Annotated in this window: 12 protein-coding genes and 1 pseudogene; 10 read left to right on the top strand and 3 right to left on the bottom strand. The window is 44.1% G+C overall.

The annotated features are described in order from the left end of the window. The first annotated feature begins 30 nt into the window (after nucleotides 1-30). The 8 genes from D479_RS17915 to D479_RS17880 all read left to right on the top strand — a co-directional run bounded on the left by D479_RS17915 (nucleotide 31) and on the right by D479_RS17880 (nucleotide 9,133). Complete coding sequence (locus D479_RS17915) at nucleotides 31-1,305, top strand: ABC transporter substrate-binding protein (RefSeq protein ID WP_008639863.1); 1,275 nt, start codon at nucleotides 31-33, stop codon at nucleotides 1,303-1,305. A 60-nt stretch (nucleotides 1,306-1,365) separates the two neighbouring features. Continuing rightward, complete coding sequence (locus D479_RS17910) at nucleotides 1,366-2,319, top strand: sugar ABC transporter permease (RefSeq protein WP_008639861.1); 954 nt, start codon at nucleotides 1,366-1,368, stop codon at nucleotides 2,317-2,319. Further along, nucleotides 2,320-3,153 carry a carbohydrate ABC transporter permease gene (locus D479_RS17905; RefSeq protein ID WP_008639859.1) on the top strand — a complete coding sequence of 278 codons (834 nt, stop codon included), beginning with the start codon at nucleotides 2,320-2,322 and terminating at the stop codon, nucleotides 3,151-3,153. A 44-nt stretch (nucleotides 3,154-3,197) separates the two neighbouring features. Further along, nucleotides 3,198-4,253, top strand: a complete 1,056-nt coding sequence (locus tag D479_RS17900; protein WP_255358519.1) for a LacI family DNA-binding transcriptional regulator — start codon at nucleotides 3,198-3,200, stop codon at nucleotides 4,251-4,253. 24 nt (nucleotides 4,254-4,277) lie between these two features. Beyond that, the gene (locus D479_RS17895) at nucleotides 4,278-5,621 is read left to right on the top strand and encodes a GH1 family beta-glucosidase (RefSeq protein ID WP_008639856.1); all 1,344 of its coding nucleotides are present in this window, start codon (nucleotides 4,278-4,280) and stop codon (nucleotides 5,619-5,621) included. 598 nt (nucleotides 5,622-6,219) lie between these two features. Beyond that, entirely contained in the window at nucleotides 6,220-6,969 is a 750-nt protein-coding gene (locus tag D479_RS17890; protein WP_008639854.1) for a TerC family protein, read from the top strand. Between the two features lie 508 nt (nucleotides 6,970-7,477). Beyond that, nucleotides 7,478-7,810, top strand: coding sequence for a hypothetical protein (locus D479_RS17885; RefSeq protein ID WP_008639852.1), 333 nt, complete (start codon nucleotides 7,478-7,480; stop codon nucleotides 7,808-7,810). Nucleotides 7,811-8,035: 225 nt separating this feature from the next. Further along, a complete protein-coding gene (locus tag D479_RS17880) occupies nucleotides 8,036-9,133 on the top strand; it encodes a hypothetical protein (RefSeq protein WP_008639850.1) in 1,098 nt (365 codons plus the stop codon). Between the two features lie 45 nt (nucleotides 9,134-9,178). On the opposite strand, the gene asnB is transcribed toward D479_RS17880, so the two are convergent. From asnB to D479_RS17865, 3 genes and pseudogenes are all read right to left on the bottom strand, one after another. Further along, nucleotides 9,179-11,005: an asparagine synthase (glutamine-hydrolyzing) gene (gene asnB, locus D479_RS17875; RefSeq protein WP_008639847.1), complete on the bottom strand. Its 1,827-nt coding sequence runs from the start codon at nucleotides 11,003-11,005 to the stop codon at nucleotides 9,179-9,181. Between the two features lie 211 nt (nucleotides 11,006-11,216). Then, nucleotides 11,217-11,887: pseudogene (locus tag D479_RS17870) on the bottom strand (NAD(P)H-dependent oxidoreductase). A 231-nt stretch (nucleotides 11,888-12,118) separates the two neighbouring features. Continuing rightward, complete coding sequence (locus tag D479_RS17865) at nucleotides 12,119-13,675, bottom strand: ABC-F family ATP-binding cassette domain-containing protein (protein WP_008639841.1); 1,557 nt, start codon at nucleotides 13,673-13,675, stop codon at nucleotides 12,119-12,121. A 151-nt stretch (nucleotides 13,676-13,826) separates the two neighbouring features. Here D479_RS17865 and D479_RS17860 point away from each other — a divergent pair, with 151 nt between their 5' ends. Together D479_RS17860 and D479_RS17855 are read left to right on the top strand one after the other, a co-directional pair. Beyond that, nucleotides 13,827-14,723: an NAD(P)/FAD-dependent oxidoreductase gene (locus tag D479_RS17860; protein WP_008639838.1), complete on the top strand. Its 897-nt coding sequence runs from the start codon at nucleotides 13,827-13,829 to the stop codon at nucleotides 14,721-14,723. A 118-nt stretch (nucleotides 14,724-14,841) separates the two neighbouring features. Beyond that, a partial coding sequence (locus D479_RS17855) for a potassium/proton antiporter (protein WP_008639837.1) occupies nucleotides 14,842-16,330 on the top strand: 1,489 nt, incomplete at its 3' end.

Genomic DNA, 16,330 nt, shown 5'->3' with positions numbered 1-16,330 from the left:
CGGTTTCGTTAATGGCATTTCAGAGGAGGAATGAAGTTGAAAAAGAGTTGGATGATTGCAATGTTATTATTGTTGACTACTTTTCTTTATGCGTGCAGTGGAGGAGATGATTCTGCTTCGGGAGAAGGTAAAGTAACCCTTGATTTCTGGGTTTTTGGTGCAACCAATTATGAAGATCTTGCAAAAGAATATGAAAAAGAGAACCCTGACGTGAAAATCAACATAAAAAACTCTGAGTTAGAAGACCATCATAATAGCTTATTTACAGCTATATCCGCTGGAACCGGCGCACCGGATCTGACAATGATTGAAATCGATCAGCTGGACCGTTATAGGGAAGCGCAGGATCGATTCGTCAATTTTTATGATTTAGGCGCAGAAGATCTGGAAGGCAAATACTTAGATTGGAAATGGAAGATGGCAGAGAACGGCGACGGAGATTTTTTGTTTGGATTGCCTACGGATATCGGCCCGAAAGCCATGTATTATCATACCGGGATTTTTGAAGAAGCAGGTCTGCCTACGGATCCGGATGAAGTGACTGCCATGATCGATTCTCCCGAAAAATTCAAAGAAGCAGCAGAGACCATATGGAAAGAGACCAATAAACCGATGGTCGATAGTATGGAAATGGCATTCCGTGCCAACATGGACGCTCTCGAGGTCAGCTACTTCAACAGGGATGGCGAACTTCTTATTGAAGAATCCGATAACGGTGTCAAAGCGGCTTATGATTATGCAGTGGAGTTAAATGATATGGGGGTTGTCTCTAATTTTGATATGTGGACACCTGAGTGGGCGAACGCCTTAAATGAGGGGAGTTTTGCAGCAGAATTGGCTCCTGCATGGTTGAAAGGATACATGACAGAAAATGCACCCGATGCGGAAGGGGATTGGCGCGTGACGACTATGCCTACACAGTTTGCAGGTAACTGGGGCGGATCCTACGTAGCGATGCCGGCTGAAACAGATTATAAGGAGGAAGCTTACGACTTTGCTCAATGGTTGTTATCACCAGAAAATCAAATGAAATCCTTTACGGAGAGCGGTTTATTCCCATCCACACCGGATACGTATGAAATGGAAGCGTTCACCAATAATGAGGACGAATATTTTGGAGGGCAAAATACAGCCGCTTACTTCGCTGAAGCAGCACAGGAAATTCCAGAAGTTTACAAAGGTCCTAAATATGTGACCGTAAACAACGAAGTGCTTACAGCCCTGAAGAATGTCCAGGAAGGTGCTGATCCGGAGAAAGAATGGGATGCAGCCGTGAAACGGATCAATGATCTTTTGAAACGATGAAGGAGGCCGGGCTGGACAGCACTTGTTCAGCCTGCCTTACATAACGAAGGAGGAAATTGGATGGAGAGTGTGGAGAAGCAACAGAGAGTCTCCCGAGCGAAGACGAGTCACATGTCCGAGAAGAAGAAAGATATGCTTTCCGGGTATCTCTATATCGCTCCCTTTTTTATCATATTTGGCATTATAGGTTTGTATCCTGCAGGTTTCAGCATCGTTCTTGCTTTTCAAAAGTGGAATGGTCTGGGTGAAATGGAGTTTGTAGGAATGAGCAATTTTATAATTGTTCTACAGGATCCGCTGTTTTGGAAGTCACTCTATAATACAGTAATTATTGGATTGATGGGCACTGCGCCACAGCTGATTGTCGGTATCATTCTAGCTTACTTCCTGAACCTTGCCGTCATCCGGTTCACTAACTTCTTCCGGGTGACGATCTTTATGCCGTATATCACTTCTATGGTTGCGGTTGCGCTCGTATTCGGTGTGTTTTTCAGCAGCAGCGAAACAGCTCTTGCCAATTACTTTATCGGTCTTTTCGGTATCGATCCTGTAAGTTGGAAAACATCGGAATGGGGGGCGAAGATCGCAATCGCTCTGATGGTTTTCTGGCGATGGGTAGGATATAACACCATTATTTACCTGGCAGGTCTACAAAGTATTCCAAAGGATCTGTATGAGGCTGCCACCATTGATGGTGCAGGGAAGATGCAGCAATTCTTCCATATTACGATTCCATTGCTGAAACCGTTCATTCTGTTAACCGTCTTTATGTCTACGGTTGGTGCCCTGCAGCTTTTTGCAGAACCGACAGTATTCCTCGGATCTTCTGCCTTTAGTCGTGATGAAGCGATGACAGTGGTCATGTACTTATACAGGGATGCTTTTAATCTGGGTTCTTTCGGTACAGCATCGGCTACGGCTGTCCTTTTACTGATCATCATCATTGCAGCAGCAGCCATCAATACGTGGTTAACCTCAGGATTCAATCGTGAGAAGAAAAGGAAGGTGTCTTAAATGAGAAAACCGGCAGAAGGGAAAGGCGGAAGAGTCCCGATATATATATTACTGAGCTTGGCATCCTTGCTGTCTCTCTTTCCATTCTATTGGATGTTTGTTATGGCAACGAGACCGAGTGCTGCCTATAACTCGATCCCTCCGACACTGTTACCAGGGGATCAACTGGTCGAAAACTTTACCAAAGTGTTGGATACCATTCCATTCTTTCAAGCGATGTGGAATACGATCCTTTTATGTACGACTGTTACGCTTGCTGTCTTGATAATCAGTTCTTTAGCAGGCTTCGCGTTTGCTAAATTCAACTTCCCGGGCAAGAACTTTTTCTTTATCTGTATCCTGCTGACGATGGTCATCCCTCCCCAACTGGGATTGATCCCTCAATATTACCTTGTGTCGCAGCTTGGGTGGTTAGATACATTGTTCGGTGCAGGTGTATTGTTTCTGTTAAATCCGCTTGGCATTTTCCTTATGCGCCAATATATCAGTGAATCGGTTCCGGATGAAATTATGGAGGCTGCGAAACTGGACGGCTGCTCAAACTTCCGTATTTATCGAAGTATCGTCCTTCCGATTATTAAACCGGCATTTGCTACACTTGGAATAATCGTATTCACTCTTGTGTGGGGAGAGTTTTTGTGGCAGTTCACCGTCTTAAGAGACCCGTCTTCCTACACGCTGCAAGTCGCTCTGGCATCCTTGAACAATGCATTCCGGGTGGATTTCGGTATGTTATTGTCAGGCGTATTCTGGGCGACCGTTCCGTTGATCATCATCTTCCTTATCTTTAATAAATGGTTTATATCCAGTATCACGGAAGGATCGGTAAAGTAATCGATCCATATGTTAAATATTCCAATTGTTGATACAATAGAAACATAGTTTTTACAGGAAAGTGTCTAAGGAGAGAATACAAAACCATGGATTTAACGATCAGGGATATCGCGAAGATGGCCGGTGTATCACCGGCTACTGTATCAAAAATTATTAATAATTACGGTGGCATCAGTGATTCAACAAGGCAGAAAGTCTTTAAAATCATCGAAGATACGAAATATCAGCCCACTTTTTCAGCCAAATCACTGGCTACAAAGAAATCCAACTTGATCGGTCTGATCTATGCGGGGAAAATCAACGTAGATTTCAAGCACCCTTTCTTTAACGAGGTCGTCAACTCTTTTAAGAAAACGGTAGGCGCCCTTGGGTATGATTTACTGCTCTTCTCAAATGAAAAGATTTATGAAGGGGAGAGCAAGTATTTGGAAAGATGCAAACACTTCCATGTCGATGGTTGTTTGATTATTGCTGGAGATGAGATTGAAGATGCGGTCCACGAGATCGCAGCAAGCGACATCCCCTGTATCGGAATCGATTTAAAATTGGAAGGCCCCCGTTCCAGTTACATCATGACAGATAATGCAAAAATCGGCTTTAATGTAGTGGAATATCTGTATTTAAATCAGGTTCGGAATATTGCTTACATCGGAGGGAAACAAGACTCTTTAGTATCCAGTATCCGTAATATCGGATTCGTGGACGCTATGAACCAATTTGGTCTGAACGTAGAGAAGGACTGGATCCATTATGGGGACTTCTTTGAAGACAGCGGGTATGACGCGATGAAGAAGATTCTGAATGGAGGAAGGCTTCCGGAAGCCGTATTCGCCGCTTCTGATATGATGGCTCTTGGTGCTTTAAAAGCCATAAAAGAACACGGACTCTCCGTACCTCATGATATACAGCTGGTCGGCTGCGATGATATCGAGGCTTGCCGGTATAGTGATCCGCCGCTTACCACTGTAAAGCAGGATAAACAGAAACTTGGAAAACTTTCTGCATATATGCTGGAAGATTTAATGAAATCAGATCATGCCATTCAGGCAGTAAAAGTAGACCCTGAACTGGTACCGCGGGCAACGACAATCGAACGTTGAGTCATTATTTATGGAGGGGATAGCATGACAACTATAAAGTTTCCTGAAAGCTTAAAATGGGGTGCCGCCACGGCATCTTATCAAATCGAGGGTGCGGTGGAAGAAGGAGGCCGTACCCCTTCTATATGGGATGTGTTTTCCCATACGCCAGGCAACGTAAAAAACGGGGACACCGGTGACCGTGCATGTAACAGCTACCATTTATACAGGGAGGATGTCCGACATTTAAAAGAACTAGGCGTCGATCTTTACCGTTTCTCCATTTCATGGTCGCGGATATTTCCAGACCGAACAGGAATCCCAAATAAAGAAGGGGTCGACTATTACGCTTCCCTTGTTGACGCACTTATTGCAGAAGGTATAGAGCCGATGGTCACCCTATATCACTGGGATCTTCCTCAATATCTTCAGGAAAACGGCGGATGGGAAAGCAGATCTACCGTTGATGCGTTCGATACATATGCGACATGCATGTTCCAATTATTCGGAAACCGCGTGAAGAAGTGGTTAACAATCAACGAACCTTGGTGTGCATCCTTTCTTTCTAACTTCTTGGGTGTACATGCTCCCGGGAAAAAAGATCTGCAGGCGGCGGTGGATGTCTCTCACCATTTGCTTCTTGCACATGGGAAAGCGGTAAAATCATTCCGGGAAGAGGTTCCGGACGGGGAAATCGGCTACGCTCCAAATATCGGCTGGCTTGAACCATATACTAGGAAACAGGAGGATGTTCATGCCTGTAAGCTCGGGATGATGTGGCAGAAGGAATGGTTCATGGATCCTGTATTCAAAGGATCATATCCAGAAGAGTTAGTCCAACTTTTCGCTGAACAGGGGGCACATCTCCGGTTGATGGAAGGGGATATGGATACCATTGCCCAGCCTATCGACCTTATGGGAATCAATTTTTACACAGGGAGTCTCGGTCGTTACCATGAAGATGGCGGGATGTTTCAAGTAGAGGAGGTTCCTCTTGATGAAAGAAGAACGGATATAGGGTGGCCGATCTATGCAGAAGGTTTTCATAAAGCATTGACGGATATTCATCAAACTTACGGGAATGTTCCTATCTACATTACGGAAAATGGCGCATGCTACAATGACGGTGTCAAGGATGGAAGAGTTCATGATCAGGAGCGGATTGATTACTTAAAGCAGCATTTGACCGCACTGGATCGTTCCATTCAATCCGGAGTTCCGATCGCCGGTTATATTGTATGGTCGCTCCTGGATAATTTTGAATGGGCGGAAGGATATGATAAGCGGTTCGGGATCATTCACGTAGACTTTGAAACATTCAAAAGAACGAAGAAAGACAGCTTTTACTGGTATAAAGAAACCATTAAGAATAATTCGTTTAACCGGTAAAATTTTTTCCGTTACGAAATCGATTTCGTCTTAAAAGAAAACGACTTTCCTTAAGCTTTTGATGGGGGACGTTGCGGAAGTAATCACATTCATATAGATGATGTGACACTCCAGATTCAATAGAGGAAAACCGTTTCCTGACCTCGGGAAACGGTTTTTTTAAAAGCTTAACCATTTGAATGGACGGACCATATGGTTAAAGAGAAGAGGTGATCAAAAAGTGAAAGAATTTAATATCACGAGCAGGAGACTTATATCCCTGGTTAGGATACCGCCTTGGTCAAGCGACATACGGTTACGGGAGCGGCCACCATCCAGGTCCATTCGATAAGTCCTATCTCTTGTGTCCGGCTGTCATCCTTGAATTTACGGTTGACAATAACATTTTCTAAATAATGCTCGTGGGTAATGGTGAAGATTCGAATTGACCATCCAGGTCTTTGTTGATATAGTTCTTATATTCATCAAAGGAGCATGCTCCCACAGAGTCCTGCCATTTTCATAAGACATATGCAGAATGCGGATACGTGCAGAAAGCTGAACCTTTGCAAACGATGCAAGGGTTTTTTATGTGGGGCATAAGGAAAGAAGGGGAAAAATGGACTCATTATGGATAGAATATGCTTGGACCCTGGTTATCCTCATTGGTTTAGAGGGTTTGTTGTCTGCGGATAATGCCCTTGTGCTTGCCGTTATCGCCAAACACTTGCCGGATGATCAGAAAAAGCGGGCCATTAACTATGGAATTATTGGTGCCTTTATCTTCCGGTTTATCGCACTTTTTGTTATTTCATTTATTGCAAACGTTTGGCAGGTTCAGGCTGTCGGTGCTGTGTACCTCATCTACTTAGGTCTGAAAAATATTATTGGTAAAAAAGAAGAAGACCAAGAGGAAGAGTTGTCTTCCGGACAAGGGTTCTGGCCGACGGTTTTAAAAATTGGTGCAGCGGATTTAGTGTTTGCTATTGATTCTATACTTGCTGCTGTGGCTCTCGCATTAGCATTGCCTAATACCCCCCTACCGGAAATCGGAGGAATGGACGGCGGTCAATTTTTGGTTGTACTTGCCGCCGGTGTTGCAGGATTGATCTTAATCAAATTTGCTGCTACCTGGTTTGTTAAACTGCTGGATAAGCGGCCGTCTCTGGAAACTACAGCCTACCTTATTGTCGCATGGGTTGGTGTGAAACTTGCTGTTATTACACTTTCTCATGAAAACGTTGGTGTTCTCAACGAGCATTTTGCACATGGAGCGGCCTGGACCATCACTTTTTGGACGGTTCTATTAGGGGTGGCAATAGGCGGTTGGTTCTACTCCGGGAAGAATAGAAGAGAAGTAAATAGTTAAAGAGTTAGCAAAGACGCAGGGGTGAAGCTGTGTCTTTGCTTTTTTTCGATACGTTCGCATCGATTCGGTTGGAGGGCTGCCTATCGAGGGTAAAAGGAGGATACCTTATCCGCAGTCACCCGATGAACCTGTGAGTGTAATAGACTCATCCAAGTACGGATAGGTGTTAGCTCACGTCTGATAGGATAAATGTCTAAACTAAAAGGAGAAGATCCTGTCGTTAGCTATGCTATTATTACAACAGTTATTTACAAAATGTGCTATATTTTTGTGAGGAAATCTTACAATAAATCTTTGTCCAAATTAAAGTTTCCTGTATGATACGATGTGGTCATCCATAAAACACATGCCATTTCTGCTGGTGTAATGCAGTCCAGAACGAATTTTCTTAATTATCTGATCATTATAGAGGTTAGATATAACTAGGTATGGAGCTATATAGGGATAGGTTTGCCTATCGTCCGTTAAGGGAATCAGTTTTCCACAGCAGAAAGGAGAGGTCAGTTTTATGGATCAAATCACTGTTCACCATTTTAATCAATGGGATGATTTCGAGCAAAAAGTGTTGGTGGAAGGAGTACTCGTTTTTCCAGAGTTAGAAGCGGTCTTGCGCCAATATTTATTAAGTCAGCCCCGGGAGGTTATGGAATTTAAGGAGTGTATAATAAAGGAAGAAGAAGGCATTCGAAATGTAGAGGTTGCTTTCCACGATCATCGGTCAGACTTTTACATAAGGTTGTGGGGGCAGAAATCAATGAAAGATGATGCTGTTTTGGAAATGGTTGTTGACGCAGTCGATCTTCGTACTAAGGAAGAAATTTATAAGCGGCAGCTGGTTTGAATCCTGTATCCTCTGTGAAGACCAGCACATTTATTCGGAAAAGAAGGCGTGACACGTCTTCTTTTTGTTTTGTGCACTGTTGTGAAGGGTAGAGTTGGTTGAATTAGGAAGGGGGAATATAGATGAGACTTTCTGTTCAATTTCAAATACCAGCCACAAAATATTTCATCCTGTGTTAAAATGTAGAAAGTTTTTGGAACAAATTACATAAGGAAGTGACAAATAGTGAAGAAATTCAGTATTCTTTTGTTGTTGGCTGTCGTTGCATTTTTCCTTGCTGCGTGCTCGGAAGATACGGCATCAACGAATAACGAAAAGACGGCCGATGAGGAAACGGACCAGAAAGTTGAAAAGAAAGAAGCGGAGCCGGAAGAGGAAGAACCTGAAACTCCTTACAAGGCATTGGAACCAGCAGAAGGGTCCGAGCCGATTGCTGATGGTCTCACCGAAGAGGAGAAAGAGAAGATGCCGGCCGTTCAGGCGCATGGCGGCGAACGGGAACGTATGGTGCCTGTAGGGCAGACGCTTGTTAAGGGTGCAGAAGATAAATCGGATGGACCGTTGAAAGATCATAGAATTGTAGCTTACTATGGTCACCCAAACTCTGAGAATATGGGTATTCTTGGAGAAATGGAGCCGGAAGCACTGATGAGCAAATTGAAGGAGCAGACACAGGCTTATTCCGATGCGGATCCTGAGCGGCCGGCCATACCAATGATTGAGCTGATCACTACGGTGGCACAGCGCAATCCGGGCGAAGAAGGAAAATATTTTCACATGACTTCTCCGGAAGATATTGACCGTTATGCAGAACTGGCGGAAGAGAACGATGCACTATTAATGCTTGATGTGCAACTTGGCACAGATTCGGTTATGAACCAAGTGAAATTGATAGAGAAATGGCTTAAAATGCCGAATGTACATTTAGCAATTGATACGGAATTCCACGTTGCTGAAGGAGAAACACCCGGAATTAACCTGGGACAGGTCGATGGTGCGGAAGTTCAGGAGGCGGTAGAATACATATCGAACATGGTGGAAGAGAACAATCTCCCTGATAAAATCGTACTTGTTCACCAGTTTATGGACGAGGCTCTGACTAATAAGGACGCTATCCAGCCCACGGATAATGTCGAAGTTGCGCTAAACTATGACGGATGGGGAGCCGCTGGAACGAAGATGAGTCTATACCGCAAATTTGTTCGGAATGAGGCCGTTCAATATGGTGGATTCAAAGTCTTTTATAAGAAAGACGAGCCGGTACTGACCGCAGAAGAAGTATTGAAAATGGATCCGAACCCGTCCATCATTAACTATCAATAAATTACTAAAAATCCCCACTGCTTAAGCAGTGGGGATTTTCCTTCTTCATAGTTCTACTTTAATGTCGTATTCCTTCATCCATTCATTGATCTGAATCAAATAGTCGAATAGAGATTTAGCAGCATTGGCATCGATATCCGTCGCTTTTTCTTCTGCAATGCTGCGAATTTTATCCGTATCGATAAAGGCAAGGACAGGAGAATCAGGATCATCAAGGATTCTAAGCATCCAGTTTCTCACCCCTGCCAAATATTCTTCATCTTTCGTACTTGGGTAGGCACTCTTTTTGCGGTATCGTACATCCTCCGGCAAATAGTCGGCAAGGGCACGGCGCAGAATTCCTTTTTCTATTCCATCTACGTTCTTCATTTCAATCGGTACATTCCATAGGTACTCTACAAGTCGGTAGTCACAGAAAGGAACGCGTACCTCAAAGCCTGTCATCATACTGGAACGGTCTTTTCGATCCAGCATGAAAGGGAGAAAGCGTGTAATGAACATGTAAGACATACGTCTTTGTTTTGCCTGTGTCTCTGTTTCGCTATCAAGCGTCGGCACTTCTTCGAGTGCTTCCTGATAGCGTGCTTTTTGATAGGCGGGAATGTCTAATTTTTCTTTCATATCGTCGGAAAGGATGCCGGATATCCCCTGCATGTTCAATAACCAAGGGAACGTGTCTGCATCAAGAAATTCTTCTTTATGAAACCATGGATACCCACTGAACACCTCATCCGCAGATTCACCGGATAGAGCAACCGTTGCGTCTTTTTCCATTTCTTTAAAAAGGAGGTAAAGAGAGGTTTCAATTTCTCCGACACCCGGAAGATCTCTTGCTCTCATCGGAACTAATAAGTTGTTCACAAGAGACTCAGCGTCAAGGATGATCGATTCATGGTTTGTACCTGCATGTTCGGCTACTTTCTTGACCCATGGCTCGTCTTTGTCTACGCGCAGGAAATCCTGAGCAAAGCTGTCGTCGCTGTTTTCAAAATCCATAGAGTACGTATGAAGTGTGTTCCCGGTCTTCTCCAGCTGTTTAGATGCAATGGCTGTCAATCCGCTGGAATCCAGGCCGCCGGACAGCATAGAGACGACAGGTCGATCCGCATATAATTGGCGGTTTACCGTATCTTCCAAATACCACTTGATGTTCTCGACCGTTTCATCCAGGTCATCTTCATGTGTTTTACTTTCCAACTTCCAGTATCGTTCCGTGTGACGCTCATCTTTCGTAAAAAGAACGTAGTGGCCGGCACGTACTTCTTCGATATCTTTGAAGACACCTTGTCCCGGCGTGCGGATCGGCCCGAGCCCGAATACTTCAGATAAACCGTTCTTATCAATAACAGGTTCGATGGAAGGGTGAGCGAATAAAGTTTTCAATTCGGATCCGAAAATAATTTCTCCATCCCTGTTGGCGAAGTAAAGTGGTTTTACGCCAAGATGGTCACGTCCCAACATCAGTTGGTCTTTGCGTTCATCCCAAATAGCGAAAGCGAAGATCCCGTTCAGATGATGGACACAGTTCTCTTCCCATTCCAGATAGGAATGGAGGAGGACTTCCGTATCGGAGGAGCTTTGGAAGGTGTGACCAAGCACTGTCAACTCTTCACGAAGCTCTTGGAAGTTATAGATTTCCCCGTTGTAGGAAAGGGCGACTTTACTTCCGTCTGCTTCGTAAATCATCGGCTGGAGGCCGCCTTCCGGATCAACGACAATCAGACGACGATGACCGAAAGCGGCATGTCCATCAAGCCAAAAACCGTCGGCGTCCGGTCCTCTGTGAGTAATGGATTCTGTCATTTCTTTCAGTGTTTTCTCTTGATTCCCTAATAAACGGGTCCATGAGACCCATCCTGTAATTCCACACATGATGTAACCTTCTTTCATAGCTGGTTGATTTGCCGTAAAGAAACTTTTTCAACGGCATGCTTGAATAAATAGTTGTATGTTACAACTTTATATTTGTATGATACAACTATAAGATTTTATCCGTCAATGAGACATTTGGTTGAGTTTTATGTTAAGAGAGGGAGAAAGTAAACAGGATTTTCCTACATAAGGAAAATCCCTGTAACATTTATTAGATCCATTTTACGACATTATCGATTGGGCGGCGTGTTTTTTTCGGTTGTTCTTCGTTCCTGTAACCGAAAGCGCACATGACAGACAGTTCAAAGCTTCCATTATCCAGAAGTCCTTCTTCTTCAAGAAGATCGTGCATTGCTTTTATCGGAAACCCTTCAATTGGACAAGAATCAATCCCGATCTCAGCCGCTGCTGTCATCATATTTCCCAATGCAATATAGGTTTGTTTACCTGCCCAGTCAAGTAGGGCGCGATCTGTATCTAATTGGAAGTCCTGCTTCTGGAATTCTTCTATTCTGCCTATGAATTTTTGAGCATGTTCTTCCGGCATACCTTTTACTGTCTTTAACTGATCTTTCAAATAATCCGAGTCGAATCGTGTGTCCTTTCCCGTTCTGGAAAGATAAAGGACAAAGTGGCTTGCATCCGGCAGCTTTCCGTATGCGCCCCATGCAGTCTCCTTAATCTTCTGTCTAAGTTCTTCGCTTTCAACAACGACAAAACGCCAAGGTTCATACCCGAATGAACTTGGGGAAAGTCTGCCGATTTCTAAAAGAAATTGAAAGTCTTCATCGGAGATTTTTTATCTGGATCGAAATTCTTTGTCGCATAGCGGAAGTGTGCTGCTTCTAACAGTTGTTGCTTCTTTTTTTCATGTACAGACATGGTAGTATCCCTCCTTGGAATTTGCATACGTAATATAACACAAATTCCTTATACCATTCCTCTTATATGCTTGGTTCCGGGTTTCACAGGTGAAGAAATGAAGCTTGTTAAAGAAGTTTTAAGGAGACGGCTGGTGAACCTGGTTATGGTTTTTGGATTGAATTTCCTGACCGCCTAAACTTTCTCCAAATACTGAAAGAAGCTTCCTTGTTAAAGGAAGCTTCTTTCTAATCAAAATAATTTAGTTGTCCAGTCTTCGCAGTTCCAAACATCCGTGACGATGTCCTGATAAAACTCAGGTTCGTGGGAGATGAGGAGTACGCTTCCTTTATAATCTTTTAATGCCCGTTTCAGTTCATTTTTAGCATCGGCATCCAAGTGGTTGGTCGGTTCGTCAAGTACAAGCAGGTTCGTTTCTTTGTTGATTAACTTGCAGAGTCGGACTTTGGCTTTCTCTCCACCGCTTAACACTTGAACTTTACTTTCGATATGTTTTCTGGTGAGTCCGCACCTTGCTAAAGCAGCTCTTACTTCATACTGAGTGAAGTGACGGAACTCCTCCCATATTTCTTCGATGCACGTTTGACTGCCAATGTCTTTCTGCTCTTGTTCAAAGTAACCGATATGAAGATGCTCGCCGAGTTCGACCGATCCGGAAACAGGACTGATCTCTCCGAGAATACTTTTCAGGAGGGTCGTTTTTCCAATTCCGTTAGCACCGGAAAGGGCAAGTTTCTGGCCTCGTTCCATAGATAAGTTGAGAGGCCGTGATAGAGGTTCGTCATAGCCGATGACGAGATCCTTTGTCTGGAATAGATACTTGCCGGGTGTGCGAGCCTGTTTGAAGTCAAATTTCGGCTTTGGTTTTTCGGCATCCAATTCAATGACATCCATTTTATCCAGTTTCTTTTGGCGGCTCATTGCCATCTTACTTGTTGCGGCATTTGCTTTATTACGTGCGACGAAGTCTTTTAAGTTAGCGATTTCCTTCTGCTGTTTCTTATAGGCGGAGGCAAGCTGCTGTTTCTTCATTTCATATACACGAACAAATTCATCATAATCACCAGGGTATCTGGAAAGTTCCTGGTTTTCCATATGATAAATGAGATTAACCACGCTGTTCAGGAATGGGATGTCATGAGAGATGAGAATGAATGCATTCTCATATTCAATCAGGTAATTCCTCAACCATTCGATGTGTTCCACATCCAAATAGTTGGTTGGCTCATCAAGAAGAAGAATATCCGGTTTCTCCAATAGAAGCTTTGCAAGTAACACCTTCGTTCTCTGGCCGCCGCTTAGATCGTGCACATCCCGGTCAAGACCTATTTCATCCAAACCGAGTCCATTAGCCACTTCTTCCACTTTTGCGTCAATCGTGTAGAAATCGTTATTTGTCAATGCGTCTTGTAATACACCTGTTTCTTCTAGAAGGTTCTCCAGTTCCTCAGGATCCACTTCTCCCATTTTTGCAAACAGGCTGTTCATTTCTTCTTCCATATCAAACAGGTATTGGAAGGCGGTCCGCAAGACATCGCGGATGGTCATTCCCTGTTCCAAGTCGGCGTGCTGATCCAAATAACCGACCCGGACCCGTTTTGCCCATGAAATGTGGCCGGCATCCGGCTCCAGTTTTCCGGTAATGATATTCATGAAGGTTGATTTACCTTCCCCGTTTGCACCGATCAACCCTATATGTTCGCCATTAAGCAGGCGGAAGGATACGTCTTCGAAGATTGCTCTGTCCCCGAACCCATGACTTAAATTCTTTACTGTGAGTAAACTCATCTGTTAACACCTTTTCTTTAGTTAAAATTCATTCTTTCTCATTATAAAGGGCGTCCGGATGGATTGAAAGGAGGGAATCCCTCTATTCGTACAAACCGAGTAAAATGGATTGCTGCCGGGAACGTTAAAAAGAAAAAGGAGAGATGGTGGAATGTATGATTGTATCGTAATAGGAGGCGGCATAGCCGGCCTCCAGTGCAGCATCATGTTGGGAAGGTACCGAAGAAAAGTTTTAATCATTGATGCTGGCGGTGGAAGATCTTCCTTATGCCGGCAATACAATAATATTCTCGGCTTCCCGGAGGGGATCAGTGGGGAGGAATTAAGGAAGGATGGGTGGTTACAGGCTGCACGTTACAGTGTAGAACGGAAGGAAACCATGGCCGTATCCTTAAGTCAGGAGTCAGGGAGTTTCGAAGTGGAGACGAGAGAAGGGGTACGATATAAGTCAAGAACTGTTTTGCTCGCCACGGGAGTGGAAGATAATTTACCCGATATAGCCGGTCTCTTTCCATGCCTCGGTCGTTCTATATATGTTTGTCCGGATTGTGACGGGTATGAAATCACTAACAAAAAGACGGTTGTCATCGGCTCAGGAGACGCAGGAGCCCGCATGGCCGAGACACTTATGTATTGGACGAAAGACTTAATAGTCATTGATCACTTATCAAAGGAAATATCACCGGTTTTTGAAGAATTATCGAGAATGGAAGCAATTCCTGTCATACAAGGGAAAGTAGACCAAATTGAGCAGAAGGATGGAATAATGGCAGGATTGAAATTGGATTCAGGGAGAGTATTGAGAGCGGAAAAAGCATTTCTTGCCCTGGGGGGAAGCCGCCCTGTGACGGCTCTTGCAGAAAAGCTGGGAGCCATTGTGAAAGGCAGCGGACCGGTAATGACGGATACAAGAACAACCGCTACTAATATTGAGGGTCTGTTTGCTGCAGGCGATGTATCTATTCATTCTCAGCTTGCGACGGTAGCCATGGGGGAAGGGGCCCAGGCGGCGATTTGGATTCAAAAGTGGCTTCGAAAAAGAGAGTGAAACGTTGAGCATTTACTTTGATTTTATAAAAAAATTCCGATAATCTAAATGTATCATCTCTTTTGCCTCTTTCTTTCCACAATTACTATATGACCTTTTAAGGAGCATCCAAAATTCCATGTTTTTTGACTCTTATGGACCAAATACCATCCTGTTATTAACCGCTCTTTTATTTTTCAGCGGTGTACTCGTCGCTAAATTCTCCAGTCGCTGGGGCATACCTGCTCTGATTCTTTTCATAATGGTGGGGATGCTGTTCGGAAGCGACGGGCTGGGGATTATATATTTCGATGATGCCAAAACCGCGCAGACCATCGGTGTTTTTGCACTTGTAATCATCCTCTTTGAAGGTGGTCTACATACAAAATGGGCGACGGTCCGTTCGGTTGCGCTGCCATCTTTGTCTCTCGCTACCATTGGTGTTCTGCTCACTTCCCTGATGGTGGGGATAGCTGTTTATTTCCTTGTCGATTTTACTCTGCTGGAAAGTCTTCTCTTCGGTGCCATCGTTGGTTCTACAGACGCTGCAGCCGTATTCGCCTCTTTAAAGGAAAGAAATATTAAAGCTAAAATGGGAGCAACATTGGAAGCTGAATCAGGAACAAACGATCCGATGGCCGTATTTCTGACCCTTTCCCTCATTCAACTGATCACCCAAGAAGGGACCTCCATTTGGATACTGATCCCGGAATTTTTCCTGCAGATGGGCATCGGCATTCTATTTGGTGTCGGTCTAGGAAAATTAGCATCTCTGTCCATCAACAAAATCAAACTGGATTCTAGTGCACTCTACCCGGTACTATCGGTTGCCTTTGCACTTGCGACCTACAGCGTGACGGCCTATATAGGAGGAAGTGGGTTCCTAGCTGTATATGTGGCAGCATTAGTGATTGGCAACAGTGAATTGACTTATCGTTATTCCATTTTCCAATTTAATGAAGGGTTTGCCTGGATGGCACAGATTCTCATGTTCGTAATCCTCGGGCTGCTCGTATTCCCGCAGGAGCTTTTCTCCTCCGGTATCATCCTTAACGGCTTGCTCATTTCCATCGTTCTTATCCTTATCGCAAGACCACTGGCGGTTTTTCTTTCCTTGATCAAAATGAATTATACGGTCAAAGAAAAGCTGTTCATCTCCTGGGCAGGGTTGCGGGGCGCTGTACCGGTTGTGCTTGCAACATTCCCAATTGTCGATGGTTTGGAAAACAGCCAGGGAATTTTCAATCTTGTATTTTTCGTCGTACTGACTTCTGCACTGGTTCAAGGATCAACCATCAATTATGTAGCCAATAAGATGCAGTTGGTCGGGCCGAAAAAGGATGTCCCGCACCATTCGATTGAGCTTATATCAATGGGGAAGGCGAAGGCGGAAATGATACAGTACCAGACGAATGCAGAGTCTGTCATTGTGGGACAGAAGCTGCGTGATGTCCAATTTCCAAATCGAGCTAATATAAGTGCGATCATACGCAACAATGAAATTATTACCCCGTATGGAGAAACGGAGATTCATGCTGGAGACTTCCTGTATATTCTCGTTGAAGAAAAGCATAAAGAAGAACTCAAGAAGACACTTGAGCAAAAACGTGCCAAACAATCTCAGGCCA

It is taken from the genome of Halobacillus sp. BAB-2008 (genome assembly GCF_000328325.1).
In the GTDB taxonomy this organism is placed as follows: Bacteria; Bacillota; Bacilli; order Bacillales; family Halobacillaceae; genus Halobacillus.
Note: the sequence above shows the minus strand (reverse complement) of the source record. Positions and strands in the feature narration are given on the sequence as shown.

What these genes read in the sequence shown, in the direction of transcription:
- D479_RS17915 (WP_008639863.1), top strand. Translation starts at nt 31, where the DNA reads ATGAAGTTGAAAAAGAGTTGGATGATTGCAATGTTATTATTGTTGACT.
- D479_RS17910 (WP_008639861.1), top strand. Translation starts at nt 1,366, where the DNA reads ATGGAGAGTGTGGAGAAGCAACAGAGAGTCTCCCGAGCGAAGACGAGT.
- D479_RS17905 (WP_008639859.1), top strand. Translation starts at nt 2,320, where the DNA reads ATGAGAAAACCGGCAGAAGGGAAAGGCGGAAGAGTCCCGATATATATA.
- D479_RS17895 (WP_008639856.1), top strand. Translation starts at nt 4,278, where the DNA reads ATGACAACTATAAAGTTTCCTGAAAGCTTAAAATGGGGTGCCGCCACG.
- D479_RS17890 (WP_008639854.1), top strand. Translation starts at nt 6,220, where the DNA reads ATGGACTCATTATGGATAGAATATGCTTGGACCCTGGTTATCCTCATT.
- D479_RS17885 (WP_008639852.1), top strand. Translation starts at nt 7,478, where the DNA reads ATGGATCAAATCACTGTTCACCATTTTAATCAATGGGATGATTTCGAG.
- asnB (WP_008639847.1), bottom strand. Translation starts at nt 11,005, where the DNA reads ATGTGTGGAATTACAGGATGGGTCTCATGGACCCGTTTATTAGGGAAT.
- D479_RS17865 (WP_008639841.1), bottom strand. Translation starts at nt 13,675, where the DNA reads ATGAGTTTACTCACAGTAAAGAATTTAAGTCATGGGTTCGGGGACAGA.
- D479_RS17860 (WP_008639838.1), top strand. Translation starts at nt 13,827, where the DNA reads ATGTATGATTGTATCGTAATAGGAGGCGGCATAGCCGGCCTCCAGTGC.